This window comes from Kineococcus aurantiacus (genome assembly GCF_013409345.1).
GTDB lineage: Bacteria > Actinomycetota > Actinomycetes > Actinomycetales > Kineococcaceae > Kineococcus > Kineococcus aurantiacus.
In genome coordinates this window covers 2,793,099-2,813,287 of the sequence record NZ_JACCBB010000001.1, presented here as the reverse complement: position 1 = coordinate 2,813,287, position 20,189 = coordinate 2,793,099, and the positions used below count along the sequence as shown (strand labels likewise).

Genomic DNA, 20,189 nt, shown 5'->3' with positions numbered 1-20,189 from the left:
CTCAGAACGCCAGGACGTACATGAGGACGACGTTCGCGACGAGCAGCGGCACGGCGGTCGGGATCTGCGCCCTGATGACCGCGTAGTTGCTCTTGAGCTCCAGCAGCGCGACGGGCACCACGTTGAAGTTCGCGGCCATCGGGGTGCACAGGGTCCCGCAGTACCCCGAGAGCATGCCGATGGCGAACACGGCCGGCGGGTTCCCGCCCATCGCCTGCACCAGCACCGGGTAGCCGATGGCCGCGGTCAGCACCGGGAACGCGGCGAACGCGTTGCCCATGATGACCGTGAACACGGCCATGCCGACGCAGTAGAGGACCACCGCCGGCAGCAGCGCCCCGTCGGGCAGGACCGCGGAGACGGTGCTCCCGATGGCGTCGCCGACACCGGCGGTCGCGAAGACGAGCCCCAGCACCGACAGCAGCTGCGGCAGCACGAGCGCCCAGCCGAGGTCCTCGGTGAGCCGGCGGCCCTCGGTCAGCGCGAGCGCGGGGGTGCGCTGGCGGAACAGCCACATGCCGACGGGGATCGCGACGATGCCCGCCGCGGCCAGGCCGATGACGGTCTCGTTCCCGCTCTGCAGCAGCGGCTGCCCGCCGACGGAGATGTCCTTGCCCACCGTGGCGCACAGCGCGGTGACGACCGGGATGATGAGGACCGGCACGAACAACCGGTTCCCGAAGCGCGCGGCCAGCGCCTCGCGCGAGGCCAGGACCGCCGTGCCGGCCGCGCGCAGCGGCGCGGCGGCGCGCGCGGCGCCCTCACCCCCGCGGTCGGCCTCCAGCCCGTCCACGTCCCCGGCCGCACCGGCCGCCACGGCGGACCCGCTGCGGGCCAGGCGCCCGGTGCCGGCGATCGCGGCGATGACGACGAGACCCAGGCCGAGCACCCACGCGGGTGCGGTGCCGGTCACGACGAAGGAGCTGTAGGGGAAGCAGAGCCCCACCAGGGCCCAGAACGCGCCGCTGGAGGTCCGGCGGGGGTTCGTCCGGTCACGGGCGACGAGCACGCCGACCGCGACGAAGAACAACCCCGTGAGCCAGTAGAACCACTCGACCTGGATCACCGGGCCACCTCCGTCGGCTGGAACTCCGCGATCGCCTTGGTCAGGGCCCGGTCGGTGTGCAGGCTGCGCGCCCCGTGGATCAGCAGCGCGACCACGGCGGTGGGGATGGCCCACAACGCCACCTGCAGCGGTTCGAGGGTGTAGCCGTACGTCGTGTCGACGAAGGAGGTGATGAGCAGCACCGCGCCGACGGCGACGAAGATGTCCTCGCCGAAGAACGCCCCGACGTTGTCGGTGCTGGCCGCGAACGCGCGGATGCGCTGGGAGACCGCGTCGGGCAGCGTGCCGAAGCGCCGGACCGCGGCGGCCTCGGCCATCGGCGCGACCAGGGGGCGCACCGTCTGGGCGTGCCCGCCGATGCTCATCAGCCCGATGGCCGCGGTGACCTGCCGCAGGACGAAGTACCCCGCGAGGATCCCACCGGTGGTCAGCCGGGACATCCGCGAGACCAGGCGCCGCGCCTGCTCCTGCAGGCCGTTGCGTTCCACCAGGCCGATCACGGGCAGGACCAGCAGGAAGATGCTGACCGAGCGGCTGCCGGCGAAACCGGTGCCGAAGGCGTCGAGCACCTCCACGGGCGACATGCCGCCGAGGAAACCGGTCACCAGACCGGCCACCGTGACCACGAGCATGGGGTTCAGCCGCAGGGCGAAGCCCGCGACCACCACCAGGATTCCGAGGAGAACGAGCACTTCCGCGCCTTTCGCCAGGACGGACGGGAGGTCGAGCGTTTCCGGTGACGGTAGGGATCGTTGAACGATCGCACAAGGGGTACGGTCGGAGCAGTTTCCCGGAGCAACTCCGCTCCCCTCCCCCGCACCCGAGGTGACCGTGACCGCACCGCACCCCGCCCCGCCCCGTCCCGCCCCCCTGACGGTCGAGGAGTCCCGCCTGGCGACGCCCGCCGTCCCCGGCGGCGCGCCGGTGGCGCAGCAGGTCCTCAGCGCCTCCGGGTTCGACCGGTTCCCCGCCGCGTTCGAGGCCGCGCTGCGGGCGGCGACCTCGCTGCCCGGACTCCTCGCCGTGGTCCGCGAGCACGGCGCCGGGCTCTGGGACGCCGCGGTGACCCGCGCCCGGGGACCGGAACCCACCGGTCCCCTCGACCGCGTCCTCGACCGGGTGGACGACCGGCCCCTGTACTGGGCGCGGACCGCGATGAGCGCCGCCCTGCGCACCCTGGACAGCGAGCACCTCACGGTGCAGCACCAGCGGTTCGCCCTGCTGCACGTGCTGGACCGCACCTCCCGCGGCATCGACCGGCCGCTGTGGCCCACGGCCGCCCCCGGTGACCTGCGGGTGGCCGTCAGCGGGTTCGACGTCTACCAGCTCGACGCCGACGTGCGGCACTCCAACCCCTCCGGCGCCGCGGCGCTGCAGCTCGACGGCGCCCGGTTCGAGTTCGCGCAGGGGACCGCCGTGGTGCGGGCCGTCGTGCTCCCGGTGAACTACGGCGACTTCGACCAGGGCGTCGTCGAGGACGCCTTCGGGCCGGTCCTGCGGCCCGGGCCGGAGCGGGCCGACCTCATCACCACGATCAGCATGACCGCGCGGGGGCGCATGGACGTCGAGAAGTGGGCCGCCGACGCCCGCGGCGGCGCCCCGGACAACAACCGCGACCAGCACTTCGGCCCCGTCGCGCGCGCCGCGCGGTGGCCGCAGCCGGACCCGTCGCCGGAGTGGATCGAGACGACGCTGCCCCACGAGGCGATGGTCGCGGCCGGCACCGGGCCCTGGCCGGTCGTGCTGCGCGACGGGGTCCGGGAGTGGCCGGCCGGGACCTTCCCCGACCCCGCGGCGCTGCGCTCGGGCGACGACCCCACCCCGGGCAGCACCCCGGCCGCCGGGACCGGCGGGGACTACCTGAGCAACGAGAGCATGTACCGCTCGAACCGGCTGCGGCAGGCGTTCGGCGCGGACGACGTCCCCGGCGGGCACCTGCACGTCTCGGCCCTGCTCGACCCCGCCGATCCCGCGGCCCTGACCGACGAGGCGTTCGCGGCCGACCGCCGCGCGGTCGTCGAGCAGACGGTCGCGCTCGTGCGCGCCGCCGCGCAGGCCGTGCTCGCCCGCCGCGAGGCGTGATCACCGCCCGGCCGTGCGGCGCTCACCCCCGGGGGTGCTCACGCACGGCCGGCGGCGCGGGTCCGGTAGGCCCGCAGCACCCGCTGCTCGGCCTCGTCGAGGTAGGCGCGCAGCTCCTTGGCGGCGGCGGCCCCGCCGCGCTGCACGAGGGTGTCGAGGACCACGTGGTTGCGGGCGAGGTAGGTCCCGTGGAACTCGTCGGGCCGGCCCACGACGTGGAAGGCCAGCCGCATCTCGTTCCAGATGCTCTGCATGAGCGCCTCGACGCGGACGCTGCCCAGCGCCGTCAGCGCGCGGTGGAAGTCGATGTCGGCCGTCCCGACCCCGACCCAGTCGCCGGCGGCGGCCAGCCGCTTGGCGCGCTCGAGGGTCTCCGCCACCGCGGCCAGGCCCTCGGTGCGCCGGCCGTGGTCGCGCACGGCGGCGCACTCGACGAGGCGGCGCGCGTCGTACAGCTCGCGCACGTCCTGCTCGGTGGGGACCCGGACGAACACCCCGCGGTTCAGCTCGTGGACGACGAGGCGCTCCTCGCCGAGCACCCGGAAGCTCTCGCGCAGGGTGTTGCGCGAGACGTCGAAGGCCGCGCACAGCTCGGGTTCGGGCAGCCGGGCGCCGAGGCGGTAGGTGCCGTCGAGGATGGCGTCGCGGACCTGGTCGGCGACCGCGTGCGAGCGTCCGGAACGACTCAGTGCCGCTGTGCTGAACGCGGTCAAGGAACGCTCCTCGGGTGGGACGGCGCCCCGACGCTACCACCGGGGGACCACGCCCCGGCCCTTGCGGAATCGTTGAACGATCGGCAGGATCGGGTCGTGGCAGCCACCCTGGACCTCAACGCGGACGTCGGCGAGGGCTTCGGCCGCTGGGAGCTCGGCGACGACGACGCCGTGCTGGCCACGGTGACCAGCGCCAACGTCGCCTGCGGCTTCCACGCCGGGGACCCGGCCACCATGACCCGCACGGTGCGCACCGCGCACGCGCGCGGGGTCGGCATCGGCGCGCACGTCTCCTACCGCGACCTCGCCGGGTTCGGCCGCCGCTACGTCGACGCCACCGAGGCCGAGCTGACCGGCGACGTCGTCTACCAGATCGGGGCGCTGCAGGCCATCGCGCGCTCGGTCGGGGCGCACGTCGGCTACGTCAAACCCCACGGCGCCCTCTACAACACCATCGCCTCCGACGAGCGCCACGCCCGCGCCGTGATCACGGCCGTGCAGCTCGTCGACCCCGCGCTGCCGCTGGTGGGCCTGGCCGGTTCGCCGCTGCTGGAGACCGCCCGGGCCGCCGGCCTGACCGTCGTCGCCGAGGTGTTCGCCGACCGCGCCTACACCCCTGCGGGGACCCTGGTCCCGCGCCGGGAGCCCGGTGCGGTCCTGCACGACCCGCAGGAGGTGGCCGAGCGGGTGGTGCGGTGGGCGCGGACCGGCGCGATGACGGCCGTCGACGGTTCGCAGGTGCGCGTGCGGGGCGAGTCCGTCTGCGTGCACGGCGACTCCCCCGGCGCGGTCGAGATGGCCCGCGCCGTCCGCTCCGGGCTGGAGGACGCCGGGATCACGCTCCGGCCCTTCCGGGGAGCGGACCCGCGGTGAGCACCGGCGCGGCGGTGCGGTTCCTGCCCTGCGGCTCCGACGGCCTGCTCGTGGAGGTCGCCGGTCTCGAGGAGTCCCTGGCCCTGCACGCCTCGCTGCACGCCGACCCGCTGCCCGGCACCACCGAACTCGTGCCCGCGGCCCGCACCGTCCTGGTCCGGTTCCGCCCCGAGCTCACCGACGCCGCCGAACTCGCCGCGCGGATCCGCGAGCGGCCGCTGACGGCCGCGCCCGCCGGACCCGGCGCCCTGGTCGAGGTTCCCGTGCACTACGACGGGGCGGACCTCGAGGAGGTCGCCCGGCTGTGCGGCACCACCCCGGCCGAGGTCGTCCGGCGGCACACCGGCGCGACCTGGACGGTGGCGTTCACGGGTTTCGCCCCGGGTTTCGCCTACCTCGCCGGGGACGACCCCGTCCTGGACGTCCCCCGCCGCAGTTCCCCGCGCACCGCCATCCCCGCCGGGGCGGTCGGCCTGGCCGGCCGGTTCAGCGGCGTGTACCCGCGGGCCAGCCCGGGCGGCTGGCAGCTGCTGGGCCGCACCGAGCTGGCCGTGTGGGACCTCACGCGTCCCGAACCGGCCCTGCTGCGACCAGGGGTGCGGGTGCGGTTCGTCGAGGTCCCGGCCGGCGGACCGGCGCCCGGACCCCCGACGGTCCCGGGAGTTCCAGGAGTTCCGGGGCTCGAGGAAACCCCCGAACCGTTCCTGGAGGTGCTGGCGCCGGGCGCGCAGACGCTCGTCGAGGACCTCGGCCGGCCCGGCCGCTCGGCGCAGGGACTGTCCCGTTCCGGGGCGGTGGACCGCGGCGCGCTGCGGCGCGCGAACCGGCTCGTCGGGAACCCCCCCGGCGCCCCCGCCCTCGAGGTCGCCGCCGGGGGCCTGCGCGTGCGCGCCCACGGCCGGTCGGTCCTGGCCCTGACCGGGGCGCCGGCCCCGCTGCTGGTCTCCACCCGCACCGGGACGGTCGAGGTCCCCGCCCAGCGCCCCTTCGCCCTCGACGACGGCGAGGAGCTGCACGTGGGGACCCCGCCCCGCGGGGTGCGTTCCGTGCTCGCCGTGCGCGGCGGCGTCGCCGCGACCGCCGTCCTGGGCAGCAGTTCCACCGACCTGCTCTCCGGCACCGGCCCCGCCCCGGTGCGCGCCGGCGACCGGCTGCCCGTCGGGGCCGCGCCGGGCGGCGCCGTCGTCCCGTGGACGGACCCGGACCCCGAACCGCCGGCGGCCGGTGACGTCGTGGTGCTCGACGTGGTCCTCGGCCCCCGCGACGACTGGTTCACCCCGGCCGCGGTGCGGCGGTTCTGCGACCAGGAGTGGGTCGTGACGCCGCGCTCGAACCGGGTGGGCCTGCGGCTGGACGGGGAACCGCTGGAACGCGCGGTCACCGGGGAACTGCCCAGCGAGGGGACCGTCCCCGGCGCCGTGCAGGTCCCGCCCGACGGCCGCCCCGTCGTGTTCGCCGCCGACCACCCGGTCACCGGCGGGTACCCGGTGATCGCCTGCGTCGCCGCCCACCACCTCGACCTGCTCGCGCAGGTCCCCGCCGGAGCCCGCGTGCGGTTCCACCCCGTCCTCCGAGAGGGAGAACCCGCGTGAAGAAGGTCCTCATCGCCAACCGCGGCGAGATCGCCGTGCGCATCGCCCGCGGCTGCGCCGACTACGGCGTCGCCTCGGTCGCCGTCTACGCCGACCCCGACGCCGACGCGCTGCACGTGCGGACGGCCACCGAGGCGTGGGCGCTGCCGGGGGGCTCCCCCGCGCAGACCTACCTCGACGCGGCGAAGCTGCTGGCGGTCGCGCGGGCCAGCGGCGCCGACGCCGTCCACCCCGGGTACGGGTTCCTGTCCGAGGACGCGGGTTTCGCCCGGGCCGTCGAGGAGGCCGGGCTCACCTGGGTCGGCCCGACCCCCGCGACCATCGAACGGCTGGGGGACAAGACGTCCGCCCGCGAGATCGCCCGCGCCGTCGGCGCGCCGCTGGCCGCCGGCAGCCCGGGCCCGGTGTCCGGGGTCGAGGAGGTCGTGGCGTTCGCCCGCGACCACGGCCTGCCGCTGGTCGTCAAGGCGGCCTTCGGCGGCGGTGGCCGCGGGATGCGGGTCGTGCACGACGCCGCGGAGATCCCCGAGGCGTACGCCTCGGCCGTGCGCGAGGCCGTCGCGGCGTTCGGGCGCGGTGAGTGCTTCGTCGAGCAGTACCTCGACCGGCCGCGGCACGTCGAGGCCCAGGTCCTCGGCGACGGCAGGGGCACGGTCGTCGTCGTCGGGACCCGCGACTGCTCGGTCCAGCGGCGCAACCAGAAGCTCGTCGAGGAGGCCCCCGCCCCGTTCCTCACGCCCGCGCAGGAGCGGGCCGTCACCGACGCGGCGCGGGCGATCTGCGCCGCCGTGGACTACCGCGGCGCGGGCACGGTGGAGTTCCTCGTGGGGGCGGACGGGACCGTCTCGTTCCTGGAGGTGAACACCCGGCTGCAGGTCGAGCACCCGGTGACCGAGCAGACGACCGGGGTGGACCTCGTCCGCCAGCAGCTGCTCGTCGCCGACGGCCTGCCGCTGGAACTCGACCGGACCCCCGACCCCGTGGGCCACGCGTTCGAGTTCCGGCTCAACGCCGAGGACCCCGGCCGGGGTTTCCTGCCCGCGCCGGGCCCGGTGCACCGCTTCGACGTCCCCGGGGGGCCGGGGGTGCGGGTGGACGCCGGCGTGGTCGCGGGGGGTGCGGTGCCGGCGGCGTTCGACTCCCTCGTCGCCAAGCTCGTCGTGACGGGCGCCGACCGCGAGCACGCCCTGCGCCGGGCGCGGCAGGCGCTGGCCGAACTGCGCGTCGAAGGGGTGCCCACCGTCGCCGGGTTCCACCGCCGGCTGCTGGAGGACCCGGCGTTCACCACGGACTTCGCCGTGCACACCCGCTGGATCGAGACCGAGTGCGCGTGGCTGGAGAGCCTCGCCGAGGACCGGCCCGAGGCGGTGGCCGACCCCGGGGTCGTCCGGACCTGGGTCGAGGTCGACGGCCGCCGGATGACGCTGGCCCTGCCCGCCGCCCTCACCCGCGCCGTCCCGGCCGCGGGACCGGCCGCGGACCAGGCGGTGGGACCGGCGGCGCGGACCGGGAGCGACCCCGCCGCGCTGACCGCCCCCGTCGCGGGGACGCTGGTGACCTGGCACGTGCCGGACGGCGCCGATGTCCGGGCCGGGGACGCCGTCGGCGCGGTGGAGGCCATGAAGATGGAGACGCCCGTCCTGGCCCACCGCGACGGCCGGATCACCCTGCTGGCCCGGCCCGGGGACGGCGTCGCCGCCGAGGCCGCCCTCGCCCGGATCGACTGACGCGGGACTGCGGTCCGCCGGTCCCGGGCCTCAGCCGAGCAGTTCGAGCGTGCGGCGCACCGCCGCGTCGGCCGCCTCCGGGGACCGGCGCCCCAGACCGCACGAGGTGGCCACGTCGACCGTCCGGCCCAGGGCCTGCTCGACCAGGTCGCGGACGCGCACCTGGTCGGCGAGGTCCTGCTCCTCGTGCGCGAACCCGGCGGCCACCTCGGTGGTCGCGGGCACCGTGGAGCGCAGGGCGCGCAGCGGCGCGTGGAACCGCGGGTCGGTCGACGGCGGCCGGTCCCCGCCCGACAGGGGCAGGTGCACGAAGTCCAGCGACCGGCCGGCGGGCCAGCGGCGCACCAGGGCGTTCGTCAGGTGGACCAGCGGCGCCGCGTCCTGGAGCTGGCGCAACGCGCGGTGACCCAGGTCGCCCAGGCACAGGTGCACCCCGAACCGGGTCCCGGGCGGGGCCTGCGCCACCTGCCGCAGCAGCGGGCGCGCCACCACCCGCGCGACCACCGGCCGCAGGGGTTCGGGGGCGGCGGCGACGGCGACCAGCTCGACCGGCGCCTCCAGCTGGAAGACCACGGCACGCCCGGCCCGGGCGTGCAGCGCCGCGACGTCCTGCCCCAGCCGGCGGCGGAACACCGGCTCCAGCCGCAGGGCCGCCGCCGGGCCGAAGCTGAACAGGGCCACGTCGAAGCTGCCGGGGACCCCCACCTGCAGGGGAAGTTCCTCCGTGGCCGGGTGCCCGGAGCCGGCCAGCAGGTCCAGCTCCTCGGAGCCGTAGCGGGCGACCCGCAGGTCCAGGTGCTCCGGTCCCAGGCGCTGCCCGCGCCGCACGGCGAACCGGTCCACGTCGTCGTAGCCGGTCCAGCCCCCCGACCGCACGCGCCGCACCACCGGTTCGCGCGCCAGCCGCTGCACGACGGGGACGATCCAGTTCGCGCGGTCGCCGGTCTCCCCGCCGGTGAGCCGGCGGACCCGGCCGGCGAGCGCGGTGCGCTGCCAGGACAGCGCCGCGCCGGGGTCGTGGAACTGGGGCAGGGTGCCGACCAGGTGCATGCGCCGGGGTCCGCGGGGCACCGGGTCACCGGGGGTGGCGTCCACGGCGGCAGTGTGCCGCACGGCGTCCCGGCGGGGAAGGGCGACCGCCGGACGGCCCACCCCGCCCGGCGGGATCAGGCCGGCAACCCCCGGCGTCCGGCGACGAAGCGGGCGAGCTCGTCGAGGTTCGCCACCTCGCACGTCCGCCGGCCCTCCTCGATGTCGTGGATCACCTCCACGACCCGGTCGAAGATCGGTCCCTGGATGTCCTTGTGGACCTCGTCCACCTCGGTCTTGCGCTTGCGGACCACCAGGTCGCGGTAGATGCCGGAGTGCGTCTTGGCGCTGCGGCGGTTGAAGGCGGCCAGCCGGTCGAACGACCCGGGCAGGTCGTCGGGTTCGAACCCGTCGAAACCCTCGACGGTCACCGGTGCCTGCGCGAGGACCTCCTGCGACAGCGCGGTCATGAGCTCGCGGTACTCGGGCCGTTCCAGCGTCTCGGCGATGGGCAGGTCGGAGACGGCCCCGGCCCACATCATCGCGCCGTACACCTCCTTGCCCCACAGGTAGCCCAGGACGTTGTCGGTGGGTTCGGCGTAGGGCAGGACCTCGGCCAGTTCCCGCACGCGCTGCGTGACCGTCCCGCCGGTGAGCTCGCCGATGCGGAACGTGGCGACGTTGCCCTGCAGCACGACCCCGGGGGCCATCAGGTCCGCCCCGACGTTGATGAAACCGGACAGCACCCGCTCCCGCCCGACCGCCTCGACGAGGACGTCGGCCGTGAGCCCGTTCTGGACCGTCAGGACGTACCCGTCCGGGGCGAGTCGGTGGCGCAGGAGCTCGGCGGCCGAGGCGGTGTGCAGGCTCTTGACCGCGACGACCGCCCGCTCGACGGTGTCGGGCAGCTCGGCGGGCACGATCGCCGGGACGCGGACGGTGAACTGCTCCACGGGTCCCTCGATCCGCAGCCCGTCGCGCTGGATCGCCGCCACGTGCGCGGCGTCGGCGTCGACGAGGGTCACGTCGTGACCGGCCCGGAACGCGTGCGCGCCCAGGGTCCCCCCGATGGCCCCGGCGCCGACGATGAACAGCGTCACGCCGCCACCCCCGCCGGGACGGCCCGGTCGACGAAGTCCCGCAGCACCCGCTGGAACTCCTCGCGCTCCTCGTTCTGCGGCGAGTGGCCCGAGTTCTCGAACACCACGAGCTCGGCCCCCGGCACCAGGCGGGCGATGGTCTCCGAGGCGCTGACGGGGGTCACCCAGTCGTGGCGCCCGACGGTCACCAGGACGGGGACCCTCAGGTGCGGCAGGTCGGGTTTGAGGTCGTAGGTGGGGAAGTTCTCCTGGAAGCAGGCGTTGTGCGCCTCGTGCCGGTAGATCCCGGCCTCGACCGCGGCGGTCGAGCGCGCCTCGTCGTAGTCGGCGTCGTACAGCGGGATGAGTTCGCGCCAGAGCTCCTTGAGCTCGGCGTCGCTGCGCACGGTCCCGCCCCAGTACCGGTCGAAGTGCTCCCAGTCGATCTCGACGCGGGTCTGGTTCCGGGCGTTCTCGAACGCCAGTTCCAGGTTCGACCCGTCGGCGGAGGTGTCGCGCAGGACCACGGCCTCGACGTGCTGCGGGTAGCGCACGGCGTACTCCAGGGCGATGAAACCCCCGTAGGAGCCGCCGGCCACGGTCACCCGCTCGGCGCCGGCCCACTGCCGCAACCCGTCCACGTCCGCGGCCCACTGCTCGTGGGAGTAGGGCCCGACCCCTTCGCTGAGCCCGCAGCCGCGCGCGTCGAAGACGACGACGCGGAAGCGGTCGGCCAGCGGCCCGAAGGTGGAGCGGGGTTCGGCCAGCGAGCCGATGCCGCCGCCGCCGTGGTGGGCGATGAGGACCGGACCGTCCTCGGGGCCCAGCACCTCGACGTTCAGGCGCGCGCCGTTGATGGTGACGTCCACGGTCCTCCTCAGTTCGCAGCGGGGGCCGACGCGAGCGCGCCGGCGACGTGGCGCTCGACGATGCCGCCGAGCACGGTGAGCGGTACGGCGCCGGACGACAGGACCGCCCGGTGGAACTCGACGATCGAGAAGCGTCCTCCCAGGGCCTGTTCGGCGACGGCGCGCAGCCGCAGGACCTCGCGGCAGCCGATCATGTAGGCCAGGGCCTGACCGGGCCAGGCGACGTAGCGGTCGACCTCGCTCTCGACGTGCTCGCGGGTGGTCGCGGTGTTCGCGTACATGAACTCCACGGCCCGTTCCCGGGTCCAGCCGAAGTGGTGGATCCCGGTGTCCACGACGAGCCGGCACGCGCGCAGCGCCCGGAACGACAGCATGCCGAGCCGGTCGAGGTCGCCGGTGAACAGGCCCATCTCGTCGGCCAGCTGCTCGGAGTACAGCCCCCAGCCCTCGTTGAAGCTGCACGCCTCGACGTCGAGGTGGCGCCGGTAGCGCGGGACGTCGAGCAGCTGCGCCGTGGCCAGCTGCAGGTGGTGACCCGGGACGGCCTCGTGGAAGGACAGCGACTCGTACTCGTAGCGGAAGTGGCTCGGGGCGTCGGCGGCGAGCACGCAGTACGCGCCGGGGCGGCTGCCGTCGACCGCCGGGGGCCGGTAGTGGCCCAGCGCGCTGCCGGCGGCGTCGACCGGGTTGATCTCCTCGATCGCGCAGTCGGGGATCGGCAGGTCCGGGAACCACGCGTCGCGGGCCGCCTGCGCCCGGGCGAGGGCGGCGTGCGCGACGGCGAGGATCTCCTCGCTCGTCCCGAACCGCAGCGCGGGGTCGCTGCGCAGGCGCTCGGCGATCCGGTCGAAGCCGGTCTCCCCCAGCGCCCGGGCCCCGACCGCGCTCCACTCGGCGCGCATCTCCTCCAGCACGTCGAGCCCGGTGCGGTGGATCTGCTCGGGGGTCAGGTCGGTGGTGGTGTGCCGGCGCACGGCGGCCGCGTACCCCTCCCGGCCGCCCGGGACGGCGTGGATCCCCACGTCCTCGCCCTCGCGCCCCAGCGGCAGGAGCTCGGTGCGCATCCGCCCGGCGAGCGCGCGCAGCGCGGGGTGCACCTCCTCGCGCACCAGGCGGGTGGCCTCGCGCAGCGTGGTGGGGTCGCCCGAGGCCCGGGCCGGGGCGAGCAGGGCGTCCGTCCCGACGGGCAGCGCGAGGTGCCCCTCGAGCTGCTCGAGGGAGTGCTGCACCCCGAGGCGGGTGGGGCGGCGGCCGGCGGCGGCCTCCTGGGCGTACCGCTCCCCGAGGGCGGTGAAGAAACCGGGCAGCCCGGCCAGCCGGCTCAGGTAGCGCTGCCGGCCCGCCGCGTCGGTCGTCGACATCGCCGGGACCGCCTGGAACACCAGGCCCTGCCGGCTCACGTACCCCTTCGCCGAGGCGTTCGCCGCCCACAGGGAGTGCTCGGCGTCCTGCGCGGCGCCGCGGGCCAGGGCGGTGAGCACCCCGCGGTCGACGAGCTGCTCCTCGTCGAGCCCGGCGGGGTCGAGCGCCTCCGCCGCGCGGGCCACCTCGGCCAGACCGGCGGCGGCCCGCTCGCTCGCCGCCCGGGAGGGGTCCCCGGGCAGGTGGTCGAACTCGGTGAGGCCCAGGAGGGTCGCGTTGTACGGGTCGTAGGTGTGCTGCAGCTGGAAGTACCGCTCGCCGAGCTCGGCCAGCTGTTGCGCGGGGGTGGTCGTCGTCACGTGGTTCCGTCCTCGCGGGACCCCCTCAGAAGAGGGAGTGCCCGCCGTCGATCGACAGGGTCTGGCCGCTGACCCAGGACGCGTCCGGGTCGGCGAAGAACAGGACGCCGCGGGCGATGTCGTCCGGCGTCCCCGTGCGGCGCACGGCGATCCGTTCCAGCAGCGCCCGCTGCCCGTCCGGGCCGTAGGAGTCCCACTGCGCCTGCGTGGTGGGGTTGGACAGCACGAACCCCGGGGCGATGCAGTTCGCGGTGATCCCGAAGGGGCCCAGTTCGTGGGCCATCTGCCGGGTGAACCCGATCTGCGCGGCCTTGGACGTCGTGTAGGCCTGGATGCCGGTGAGGCTGACGCTGCGCCCCGCGCCGGAGGAGATGGTGACGATGCGCCCGAAGCGCCGGCGCTTCATCGACCGGGCGGCGGCCCGGGTGCAGTTGCGCATCGTCACGACGTTGGCCCGCACGACCGCGTCCCAGGCCTCGTCCGTGAGTTCGTCGACGGGGGTGTGGGTCTGGCCGACGACCCCGCCGGCGCAGTTGACGAGGACGTCGACGTCGCCGACGGCGGTGAAGAAGTCCTCGACCCGGGCCGTGTCCGACAGGTCGACCTCGTCGCGGTCGACCCCCCGCACCGCGGCTCCGGCGTCCTGGAGCCGCTCGGCGATGGCCCGGCCGATGCCCTGGGCCGTGCCGGTCACGACCGCGGTCCGTCCCCTCAGGTCCGTCACGTGCGCTCCTCGGCTGGTCCGGTGCTGGGTCGGGGTGCGGGGTCGGGGGCCCCGCGGTGGGCGCGGGCGATCTGCACGGTGTCCTCCCACTGCTTCATGCGCTCGATGCCCCGGCTGCCGGTGGCGAGCAGGACGGCCTCGACGAGGGCCTCGACGAGGGTGATCGTGCCCACCACCGAGTCGAAGGGCAGACCGTCCACCGGGACCGGGAGCACCACGTCGGCGCTCTCGGTGGCCGGTGACAGGTCCTGGTCGGTGATGACGACGACCTTGGCCCCGCGGCCCTTGGCGATGGCGGCGGCCTGCTTGGCGGTCAGCTCGTACCGGCGGAAGTCGAAGACCACCGCCACCGACCCCGCGCACAGCCGCAGGAGCTTGCCGATGTCGTGGCCCAGCGGCTGCTCCACGAAGTCCACGCAGGGGATCACCTGGTCGAGCTGCGTGGCCAGCAGCTCGGCGGAGAAGCGGCTGAAGTAGCCGCCCATGACCGCGACCTGCTTGGCCTTCCCCGCCAGGGCCTCGACGGCGCGGTCGAACTCGCTGGGCGGCACGGACGCGGCCAGCTGCTCCACGAGCCCGGCCCGTTCCGCGATCGCCGCCTGCAGCACCGGCCGTTCGGCGTGCTCGCGGGCGCCCTGCTGGGTGCGGCTGACCGGGCTGCTCATGCGGTGCGTGACCTCCTCGCGCAGCCGCCGCTGGAAGTCGGGGTACCCCCCGATGCCCAGGCGCGTCACCAGGCGCAGGACGGTGGGCGTGCTCGTGCCCGCCGCCTTGGCCACGGCCGCCGCGCTCTCCAGCCCCGCGCTGGGCCAGGAGGCCAGGAGGACGCGCGCCACCTTCTTCTCGGCGGGGCTCAGCTCGCCCATGCGGGCGAAGATCTCCTCGTCGATGGTCATGGTGCTACCTCCGTGACGTGCACGCCGCCCCCGCTCAGGTCAGCAGGACGAGTCCGTCCTGCCCCTCGAAGGCGGCGAACATGGTGGGCGAGTTGTGGGCGGCGACGACGCTACCGTCGGGGGCGACCGCGACGAGGCCACCGCTGGCCCCCTTGGCCGTCAGCTCGGCGTGGACCGTGGCGCGGACGGCGTCCGGCAGGGACGAGCCGAGGTAGCGCATCCGGGCGGCGATGTCGTACGACACGACGCCGCGGATGAACGCCTCCCCCTCGCCCGTGCAGGACACGGCCAGGGAGTCGCCGCGCGCGTACGTCCCCGCGCCGATCACGGGGCTGTCCCCGACCCGGCCGGTGCTCTGCGCGGCCATGCCGCCCGTCGAGGTGGCCGCGGCGACCCGGCCCCGCCGGTCGCGCGCGACGGCGCCGACCGTGCCGTGCCGGGGCGCGGCCAGGCGCAGGGCGTGGATGCGCTCGAGCTGCTCGCGGCGGGCCTGCGTGACGAAGTACTCCTGCTCGCGCACCTCCAGGTCCCAGCCGGTGGCCAGGTCGCGGGAGGGGTCGACGAGCAGCAGGTGCGTGCTGTTCTCCAGGACGGCGCGCGCGAGCCGGACCGGGTTCTTGGCGTGGCGGGACACCGCGACGGCCCCGGCGCGCCCGTCGTCGTCCATGACGGCCGCGTCGTGCTCGACGGTCCCATCGGCGGCCAGGGCCGCGCCGCGGCCGGCGTTGAACAGGGGGTCGTCCTCGAGCTGCTCGACGGCGGCGCAGACGGCGTCCAGCGCCGTCCCGCCGTCGGCCAGCACGGCGCGGCCGGCCCCGTGCGCCCGGCGCAGCCCGGCCTCGAACGACTCGCGGCGCTCGGCGGACAGCTCCTCGATCCGGCCGCCGGCCCCGCCGTGCAGGGCCAGCGAGAACGGCCCCTGCGCGGGCACCGACCACAGGCGGGTCTCGCCGGGGCGGGCCACGGACTCCTCGTCACGCGTGTCGCGCATCACCGGCCCCCCGCCTGACGGGTGATGTAGTTCACCGCGACGAACGAGCGGAACACGCCCAGCAGGTCCTCGCCCTCGATCCGCACCTCGCGGACACCGGTGCGCTCGGCCCCGCGGGCCCAGGTGGCGACGTCGGCCATGTCGGCGGTCTGCACGTCCAGGTCCAGGACGGCGGGGCGCTCGACGCGCGGCAGCTGCACGCGACCGGCGGCCACCCGGCGCACGGCCTCCTCGGCGCCGGCGCGGATGAGGCGGCAGGACTCGCTCGGGTGCAGGTTCAGGGCGCTGGCCCGGGTGACGGACCGCTTGGTGACGACGTTCACCGCACCCTCGGCGAAGGGCGCGGTCTCCTCCCACGTCACCTCGTCCCCGGAGACGAAGGCGATGGGGACGCCGTAGTGGTCGGCGACGAGGGCGTTGATGCCGCTCTCACCCACGGGACGGCCGTTGAGCCGGGCCCCGGAGAACACCTCGGGGTTGTACGTGTGCGACATCGTCGAGGCCTCCCCCGAGATCGACCCGTGGTAGCCGACGAAGAAGGCGGCGTCCACGGTCTCGTCGAGCCCCTGCATCATGTACATCGGCTTGTGCCGGCCGGACAGGTACTTCGCCTCCCCGGCGACGAGCCGGGGGTCGAGGTTCGCCATCCGGCTGTGGGAGTCGTTGAGGACGACCTCGGTGGCACCGCCGGCGATCGCCCCCTCGACGGCGGCGTTCACCTCGGCCTGCAGCAGTTCGCAGCCCAGCGCGTACCCGGGGCTGCCGGGGCGGCACTGGTCCCAGTCGACGATCCCGGCCACCCCCTCCATGTCCAGCGACATCCAGACCTTCACGGTGCGGTGCTCCTTGTGTGCGTGGGTTCTTCGAGCAGGTCCTCCCGGACGTCGGCCCGGTCGATGCTCGACGCGGGGTCCGGGGAGGACTGGAACGGGGGGAGTTCCGCCGCGCGCAGGCACGCGCTGACGTGCCCGGCCGCGACGGTCTCCAGGGCGGGGTCGACGCTGCGGCAGGCGTCGACGGCGTACGGGCAGCGGGGGTTGAAGCGGCACCCGGCCGCGACGTCGTAGGGGCTGGGCGGTTCCCCCTCGAGCACGAACTCCTCGTTGACGCTGCCCGCCCGCATCCGGGGGATGGAGTCGACGAGGGCGCGGGTGTAGGGGTGCCGGGGGTTGGCGAACAGCTCGGTGGTCTCGGCGACCTCCACGATGCGCCCCAGGTACATCACCGCGACGCGCTGGCTCAGGTGCTGCACGACGGCGAGGTTGTGGGCGATGAACAGGACGCTCAGGCCGAGTTCGCGCTGCAGCCGCGCGAACAGGTCGAGGATCGTGGCCTGCACGGACACGTCGAGCGCGGAGACCGGCTCGTCGGCGATGAGCACGTCGGGCCGCACGGCCAGCGCCCGGGCGATGGCCAGCCGCTGGCGCTGCCCGCCGGAGAACTGGCTCGGGTAGGCGTCGAGGGCGTCCTCCTCCAGCCCGACGAGGTTCAGCAGCCGGACGCTCTCGGCCCGCACCTGGGAGCGGGGCACGACGCGGTGCAGCAGGAGCAGCTCGCGCAGCATCGAGGCCACGGGGATGCGGGGGTTCAGGGAGGAGTAGGGGTCCTGGAACACCATCTGGATCCGGCGGCTCGCGTCCTTGCCGCGCCGCGCCGGGACGGGTTCGCCGTCGTGCTCCAGGGACCCCGCGCTCGGGGTGGTGCTGCCGACGAGCACCTTGGCCAGGGTGGACTTGCCCGAACCGGACTCCCCGACCAGCGCGAGGACCTCCCCCCGGCGCAGCTCCAGGTCGACCCCGTCGAGGGCCCGCAGGTCCGCCCGGGAGTCGGTGCGGGTCACGCGCGCCGCCAGCGAGGGCCGCGACCGGTACGTCTTGGCGATGCCCTCGGCCCGCAGGACCGGGGTGGTCGTCCCGTTCACGCGGGAGCTCCTTCGAAGATGCGGGCGGACTCGATGCACGCCGCGTCGTGCCCGGGGGCGACGGTCTCGCGCGGGGGCACGGCGGTGGTGCAGGCGTCCACGGCGAACCCGCAGCGGGGGGCGAACGGGCAGCCGGGGGGCCGGGAGGTCAGGTTCGGGGGGAAACCGGGGATGGGGACGAGACGGCGGTCGGGCTGGTCGAAGTCCGGGGCGGAGTCCAGCAGCCCCTTCGTGTAGGGGTGCCGCGGGTCGGCGAGCACGTCGCGCACCGACCCGTGCTCCACGACGTGGCCGGAGTACATGACGGCCACGTCCGAGCACGTCTGGTTCACGACGGCCAGGTCGTGGGTGACGAAGGCCAGCGCGGTGCCGGTGTCGTCGCACAGGGCTTCGAGGAGCTTGAGGACCTGGTGCTGCACCGTGACGTCGAGCGCGGTCGTCGGCTCGTCGCACAGCAGCAGGCGCGGTCCGCACGCGACGGCCATGGCGATCACGATGCGCTGGCGCAGGCCGCCGGAGAGCTCGTGCGGGTAGGCGCGCGCCCGCCGGGCCGGGTCGGGGATCCCGGTCCTGGCCATCATCTCCACGGCCAGCTGCGCGGCGTCGGCCCTGGACAGCCCGAGGTGGCGCCGGGGTCCCTCGGCGATCTGGTCCCCCACCCGCACGACCGGGTTGAGCGCGGTCATGGGTTCCTGGAAGACCATCGCGATCTCGGGACCCGTGAGGCGCCGGCGCTGCGCGGCGGGCATCCCGACGAGTTCGCGGCCGTCGTAGCGGATGCTCCCCGACAGCACCTCCACGCCCCGGGGCAGCAGCCCGGCGATCGCGCGCAGCGTGAGCGACTTGCCGGACCCGGACTCGCCGACGATGCCGAAGCGCTCCCCCGCGGCGATGTCCAGGCTGAGGTCCTCGACGATGCGGGTGTCGGGGCGGCCGCGACGGCGCACGCCGAGGGTGAGGTCGGAGACGCTGAGCAGGGAAGCGGCCACGGTCACTTCCTCCTCTCGGGGTTCAGGAGGTCGGAGATCCCGTCGCCGAGCCAGGACAGGCCCAGGCTCGTGACGACGACGACGAGACCGGGGATGGTCGCCTGCTGCCACTGGGTGGTGATGAACTCCTGGCCGTCGTTGATCATCGAACCCCACTCGGCTGTGGGCGGGGCGATGCCGAGCCCGAGGTACCCGAGGGTGACGATCGCCATGATGTCCATGACGATGTCGCTCATGCCGTAGATGATCGCCTGCGACAGCACGTTCGGTCCGATGTGGCGGACCAGGATCCGCGCGTGGGACATGCCGCCGAGGCGGGCCGCGACCACGTAGTCCTGCTCCTTGGCCACCAGCACCTCACCGCGCACGATCTTGGCGTAGGAGACCCACGACACGGCGGCGATGGCGATGTAGATGCTGAACTCGCCCGAGCCGAAGACGAAGACCAGGACGATGACCATCACGTAGAACGGGAAGGCGAAGAACACGTCGACGACGCGCATCAGGACCGTGTCGAGCCAGCCCCCCGCGTAGCCCGCGATCCCGCCGACGACGGTGCCGACGACGAACGGGATGAGGACCGCGAGGAACCCGACGCGCAGGTCGACCCGCGCGCCCCAGATCAGCCGGGACAGCACGTCGCGGCCGTACTTGTCGGTGCCCAGCGGGTGGGTCGCCGACGGCGACTGCAGGGCGTTCGCCAGGTCCTGCTGGACCGGGTCGAAGGGGGCGAGCACGGGCGCGAGGACCGCCACGAGGACGAGGAGCCCGACGATCACCATGCCGGCCACCAGCGTGCCGCTGCGGTACCAGGGCCGCAGCGACCGGGAGCGCGCGGCGCGGCGGCGCTGGCCGCGGGCGACGAGGACAGCGGTGGGGGTGCTCATGCGCGGGCCGTCCTGCTGAGGTCGACCCGGGGGTCGAGGGCCGTGTAGACGACGTCGGTGAGGATGCCGACGACCACCACGAACAACGCCACGAAGAGGGTGACGCCCTGGATGGTCGGGAAGTCGCGGGTGAAGATGGAGTTGATCATCAGTGAGCCGAGACCGGGGAGGGCGAAGACCCGCTCGATGACGAGCGAACCGCCCACCAGGTACCCGAGGTTCACCCCGACGATGGAGACGGTGGGGATCGCCGCGTTGCGCAGGACGTGACCGCGGAAGAGCTGCACGCCGGCGGCCCCCTTCATCTTGGCGGTCCCCACGTACTCCGAGCCCAGCACCGAGATCATCGACGACCGGAGGCTGCGGATGATCGTGGGGGACATGGCGATCGCCAGGGTCGCCGCGGGCAGGAACAGGTAGTAGAGGTGGGCGAGCGCGCCCTCGCCGTAGCCACCCACCGGGAAGGCGCGGAGGCTGACCCCGAGCAGCAGGATGAGCATGATGCCGACCCAGAACTGCGGCATGCCCTGGCCCAGGAGGGTGAACCCCCGGACGCCCAGGTCGCGCGCACCCCCGGGACGGAACGCGGCCAGCGCGGCGAGGGGGACGCTGATGACCAGGGCGAGCAGCAGCGCGTAGAGCAGCAGGGACAACGTCACCGGGATCGCCTGCAGCACCAGCTGCGTCACCGGGGTCTGGTAGGTGAGGCTGGTGCCGAGGTCTCCGTGGACCAGCTGACGGAGGAAGAGGAGGTACTGCCGCCAGAGCGGTTCGTCGAGGCCGAGCTGGGCGGTCAGGGCCGCGACGCTCTGCTCGGTCGCCCGTTCGCCGAGGAGGGCGAGGGCTGCGTTGCCGGGCAGCAGGTGGGCCAGGAGGAAGACGATCAGCGTGACGCCGAAGGCGACGGGGATCGACTGGACCAGGCGGCCCGGGATGAATCGCAGACGGTGCAGCACCGCCCCACCTCCTTGTTCTCGAGGGTTCGACCGCTCGGGGACGGGGGTGCCCGTCACGTGGACGGACACCCCCG

19 protein-coding genes are annotated in these 20,189 nt (G+C 74.8%); 4 read left to right on the top strand and 15 right to left on the bottom strand.

The window, feature by feature from the left end; genetic code table 11:
* Position 1 precedes the first annotated feature (1 nt).
* Together BJ968_RS13595 and BJ968_RS26675 are read right to left on the bottom strand one after the other, a co-directional pair.
* Positions 2–1,066, bottom strand: a complete 1,065-nt coding sequence (locus BJ968_RS13595; protein WP_179752683.1) for a 5-oxoproline transporter, DUF979 family subunit — start codon at positions 1,064–1,066, stop codon at positions 2–4.
* Positions 1,063–1,758, bottom strand: coding sequence for a 5-oxoproline transporter, DUF969 family subunit (locus BJ968_RS26675; protein ID WP_179752681.1), 696 nt, complete (start codon positions 1,756–1,758; stop codon positions 1,063–1,065). The genes BJ968_RS13595 and BJ968_RS26675 overlap by 4 nt, the downstream gene beginning before the upstream one ends.
* Positions 1,759–1,897: 139 nt before the next feature.
* Between BJ968_RS26675 and BJ968_RS13585 the strand changes: the two genes are divergently transcribed.
* Positions 1,898–3,148, top strand: coding sequence for a hypothetical protein (locus BJ968_RS13585; RefSeq protein WP_179752679.1), 1,251 nt, complete (start codon positions 1,898–1,900; stop codon positions 3,146–3,148).
* A 38-nt stretch (positions 3,149–3,186) separates the two neighbouring features.
* On the opposite strand, the gene BJ968_RS13580 is transcribed toward BJ968_RS13585, so the two are convergent.
* The gene (locus tag BJ968_RS13580) at positions 3,187–3,861 is read right to left on the bottom strand and encodes a GntR family transcriptional regulator (protein WP_246314118.1); all 675 of its coding nucleotides are present in this window, start codon (positions 3,859–3,861) and stop codon (positions 3,187–3,189) included.
* A gap of 96 nt (positions 3,862–3,957) precedes the next feature.
* Between BJ968_RS13580 and BJ968_RS13575 the strand changes: the two genes are divergently transcribed.
* The 3 genes from BJ968_RS13575 to BJ968_RS13565 are packed head-to-tail and all read left to right on the top strand — an operon-like array spanning position 3,958 to position 8,053.
* Complete coding sequence (locus BJ968_RS13575) at positions 3,958–4,734, top strand: 5-oxoprolinase subunit PxpA (protein ID WP_179752676.1); 777 nt, start codon at positions 3,958–3,960, stop codon at positions 4,732–4,734.
* Positions 4,731–6,326: a 5-oxoprolinase subunit B/C family protein gene (locus BJ968_RS13570; RefSeq protein ID WP_343078010.1), complete on the top strand. Its 1,596-nt coding sequence runs from the start codon at positions 4,731–4,733 to the stop codon at positions 6,324–6,326. The genes BJ968_RS13575 and BJ968_RS13570 overlap by 4 nt, the downstream gene beginning before the upstream one ends.
* On the top strand, positions 6,323–8,053 hold the full coding sequence (locus tag BJ968_RS13565; RefSeq protein ID WP_179752674.1) for an ATP-binding protein: 1,731 nt from the start codon (positions 6,323–6,325) through the stop codon (positions 8,051–8,053). The genes BJ968_RS13570 and BJ968_RS13565 overlap by 4 nt, the downstream gene beginning before the upstream one ends.
* 30 nt (positions 8,054–8,083) lie before the next feature.
* Here the strand turns inward: BJ968_RS13565 and BJ968_RS13560 are convergent, their stop codons facing one another.
* The 12 genes from BJ968_RS13560 to BJ968_RS13505 form a co-directional block, all read right to left on the bottom strand.
* Entirely contained in the window at positions 8,084–9,148 is a 1,065-nt protein-coding gene (locus BJ968_RS13560; protein WP_179752671.1) for a hypothetical protein, read from the bottom strand.
* A gap of 71 nt (positions 9,149–9,219) precedes the next feature.
* Positions 9,220–10,182, bottom strand: coding sequence for a 2-dehydropantoate 2-reductase N-terminal domain-containing protein (locus BJ968_RS13555; RefSeq protein WP_179752669.1), 963 nt, complete (start codon positions 10,180–10,182; stop codon positions 9,220–9,222).
* Positions 10,179–11,030, bottom strand: a complete 852-nt coding sequence (locus BJ968_RS13550) for an alpha/beta fold hydrolase (RefSeq protein ID WP_179752667.1) — start codon at positions 11,028–11,030, stop codon at positions 10,179–10,181. The genes BJ968_RS13555 and BJ968_RS13550 overlap by 4 nt, the downstream gene beginning before the upstream one ends.
* An 8-nt stretch (positions 11,031–11,038) precedes the next feature.
* Complete coding sequence (locus tag BJ968_RS13545) at positions 11,039–12,751, bottom strand: DUF885 family protein (protein WP_179752665.1); 1,713 nt, start codon at positions 12,749–12,751, stop codon at positions 11,039–11,041.
* A 25-nt stretch (positions 12,752–12,776) separates the two neighbouring features.
* Positions 12,777–13,475 carry an SDR family oxidoreductase gene (locus BJ968_RS13540; RefSeq protein WP_179752663.1) on the bottom strand — a complete coding sequence of 233 codons (699 nt, stop codon included), beginning with the start codon at positions 13,473–13,475 and terminating at the stop codon, positions 12,777–12,779.
* Positions 13,472–14,371 (bottom strand): MurR/RpiR family transcriptional regulator, encoded by a 900-nt coding sequence (locus BJ968_RS13535; protein WP_179752660.1) that lies wholly within the window; start codon positions 14,369–14,371, stop codon positions 13,472–13,474. The genes BJ968_RS13540 and BJ968_RS13535 overlap by 4 nt, the downstream gene beginning before the upstream one ends.
* A gap of 34 nt (positions 14,372–14,405) precedes the next feature.
* On the bottom strand, positions 14,406–15,362 hold the full coding sequence (locus BJ968_RS13530) for an isoaspartyl peptidase/L-asparaginase family protein (protein WP_179752658.1): 957 nt from the start codon (positions 15,360–15,362) through the stop codon (positions 14,406–14,408).
* Positions 15,362–16,195 (bottom strand): M55 family metallopeptidase, encoded by an 834-nt coding sequence (locus BJ968_RS13525; RefSeq protein ID WP_106209114.1) that lies wholly within the window; start codon positions 16,193–16,195, stop codon positions 15,362–15,364. Before BJ968_RS13525 ends, BJ968_RS13530 begins: the two co-directional genes overlap by 1 nt.
* Positions 16,192–17,283: an oligopeptide/dipeptide ABC transporter ATP-binding protein gene (locus BJ968_RS13520; RefSeq protein WP_179752656.1), complete on the bottom strand. Its 1,092-nt coding sequence runs from the start codon at positions 17,281–17,283 to the stop codon at positions 16,192–16,194. The genes BJ968_RS13525 and BJ968_RS13520 overlap by 4 nt, the downstream gene beginning before the upstream one ends.
* Positions 17,280–18,272 (bottom strand): oligopeptide/dipeptide ABC transporter ATP-binding protein, encoded by a 993-nt coding sequence (locus BJ968_RS13515; protein ID WP_218885038.1) that lies wholly within the window; start codon positions 18,270–18,272, stop codon positions 17,280–17,282. The genes BJ968_RS13520 and BJ968_RS13515 overlap by 4 nt, the downstream gene beginning before the upstream one ends.
* A gap of 2 nt (positions 18,273–18,274) precedes the next feature.
* Positions 18,275–19,159, bottom strand: coding sequence for an ABC transporter permease (locus BJ968_RS13510; protein ID WP_179752654.1), 885 nt, complete (start codon positions 19,157–19,159; stop codon positions 18,275–18,277).
* Positions 19,156–20,115: an ABC transporter permease subunit gene (locus BJ968_RS13505; RefSeq protein WP_179752652.1), complete on the bottom strand. Its 960-nt coding sequence runs from the start codon at positions 20,113–20,115 to the stop codon at positions 19,156–19,158. Before BJ968_RS13505 ends, BJ968_RS13510 begins: the two co-directional genes overlap by 4 nt.
* Between the last annotated feature and the right edge of the window lie 74 nt (positions 20,116–20,189).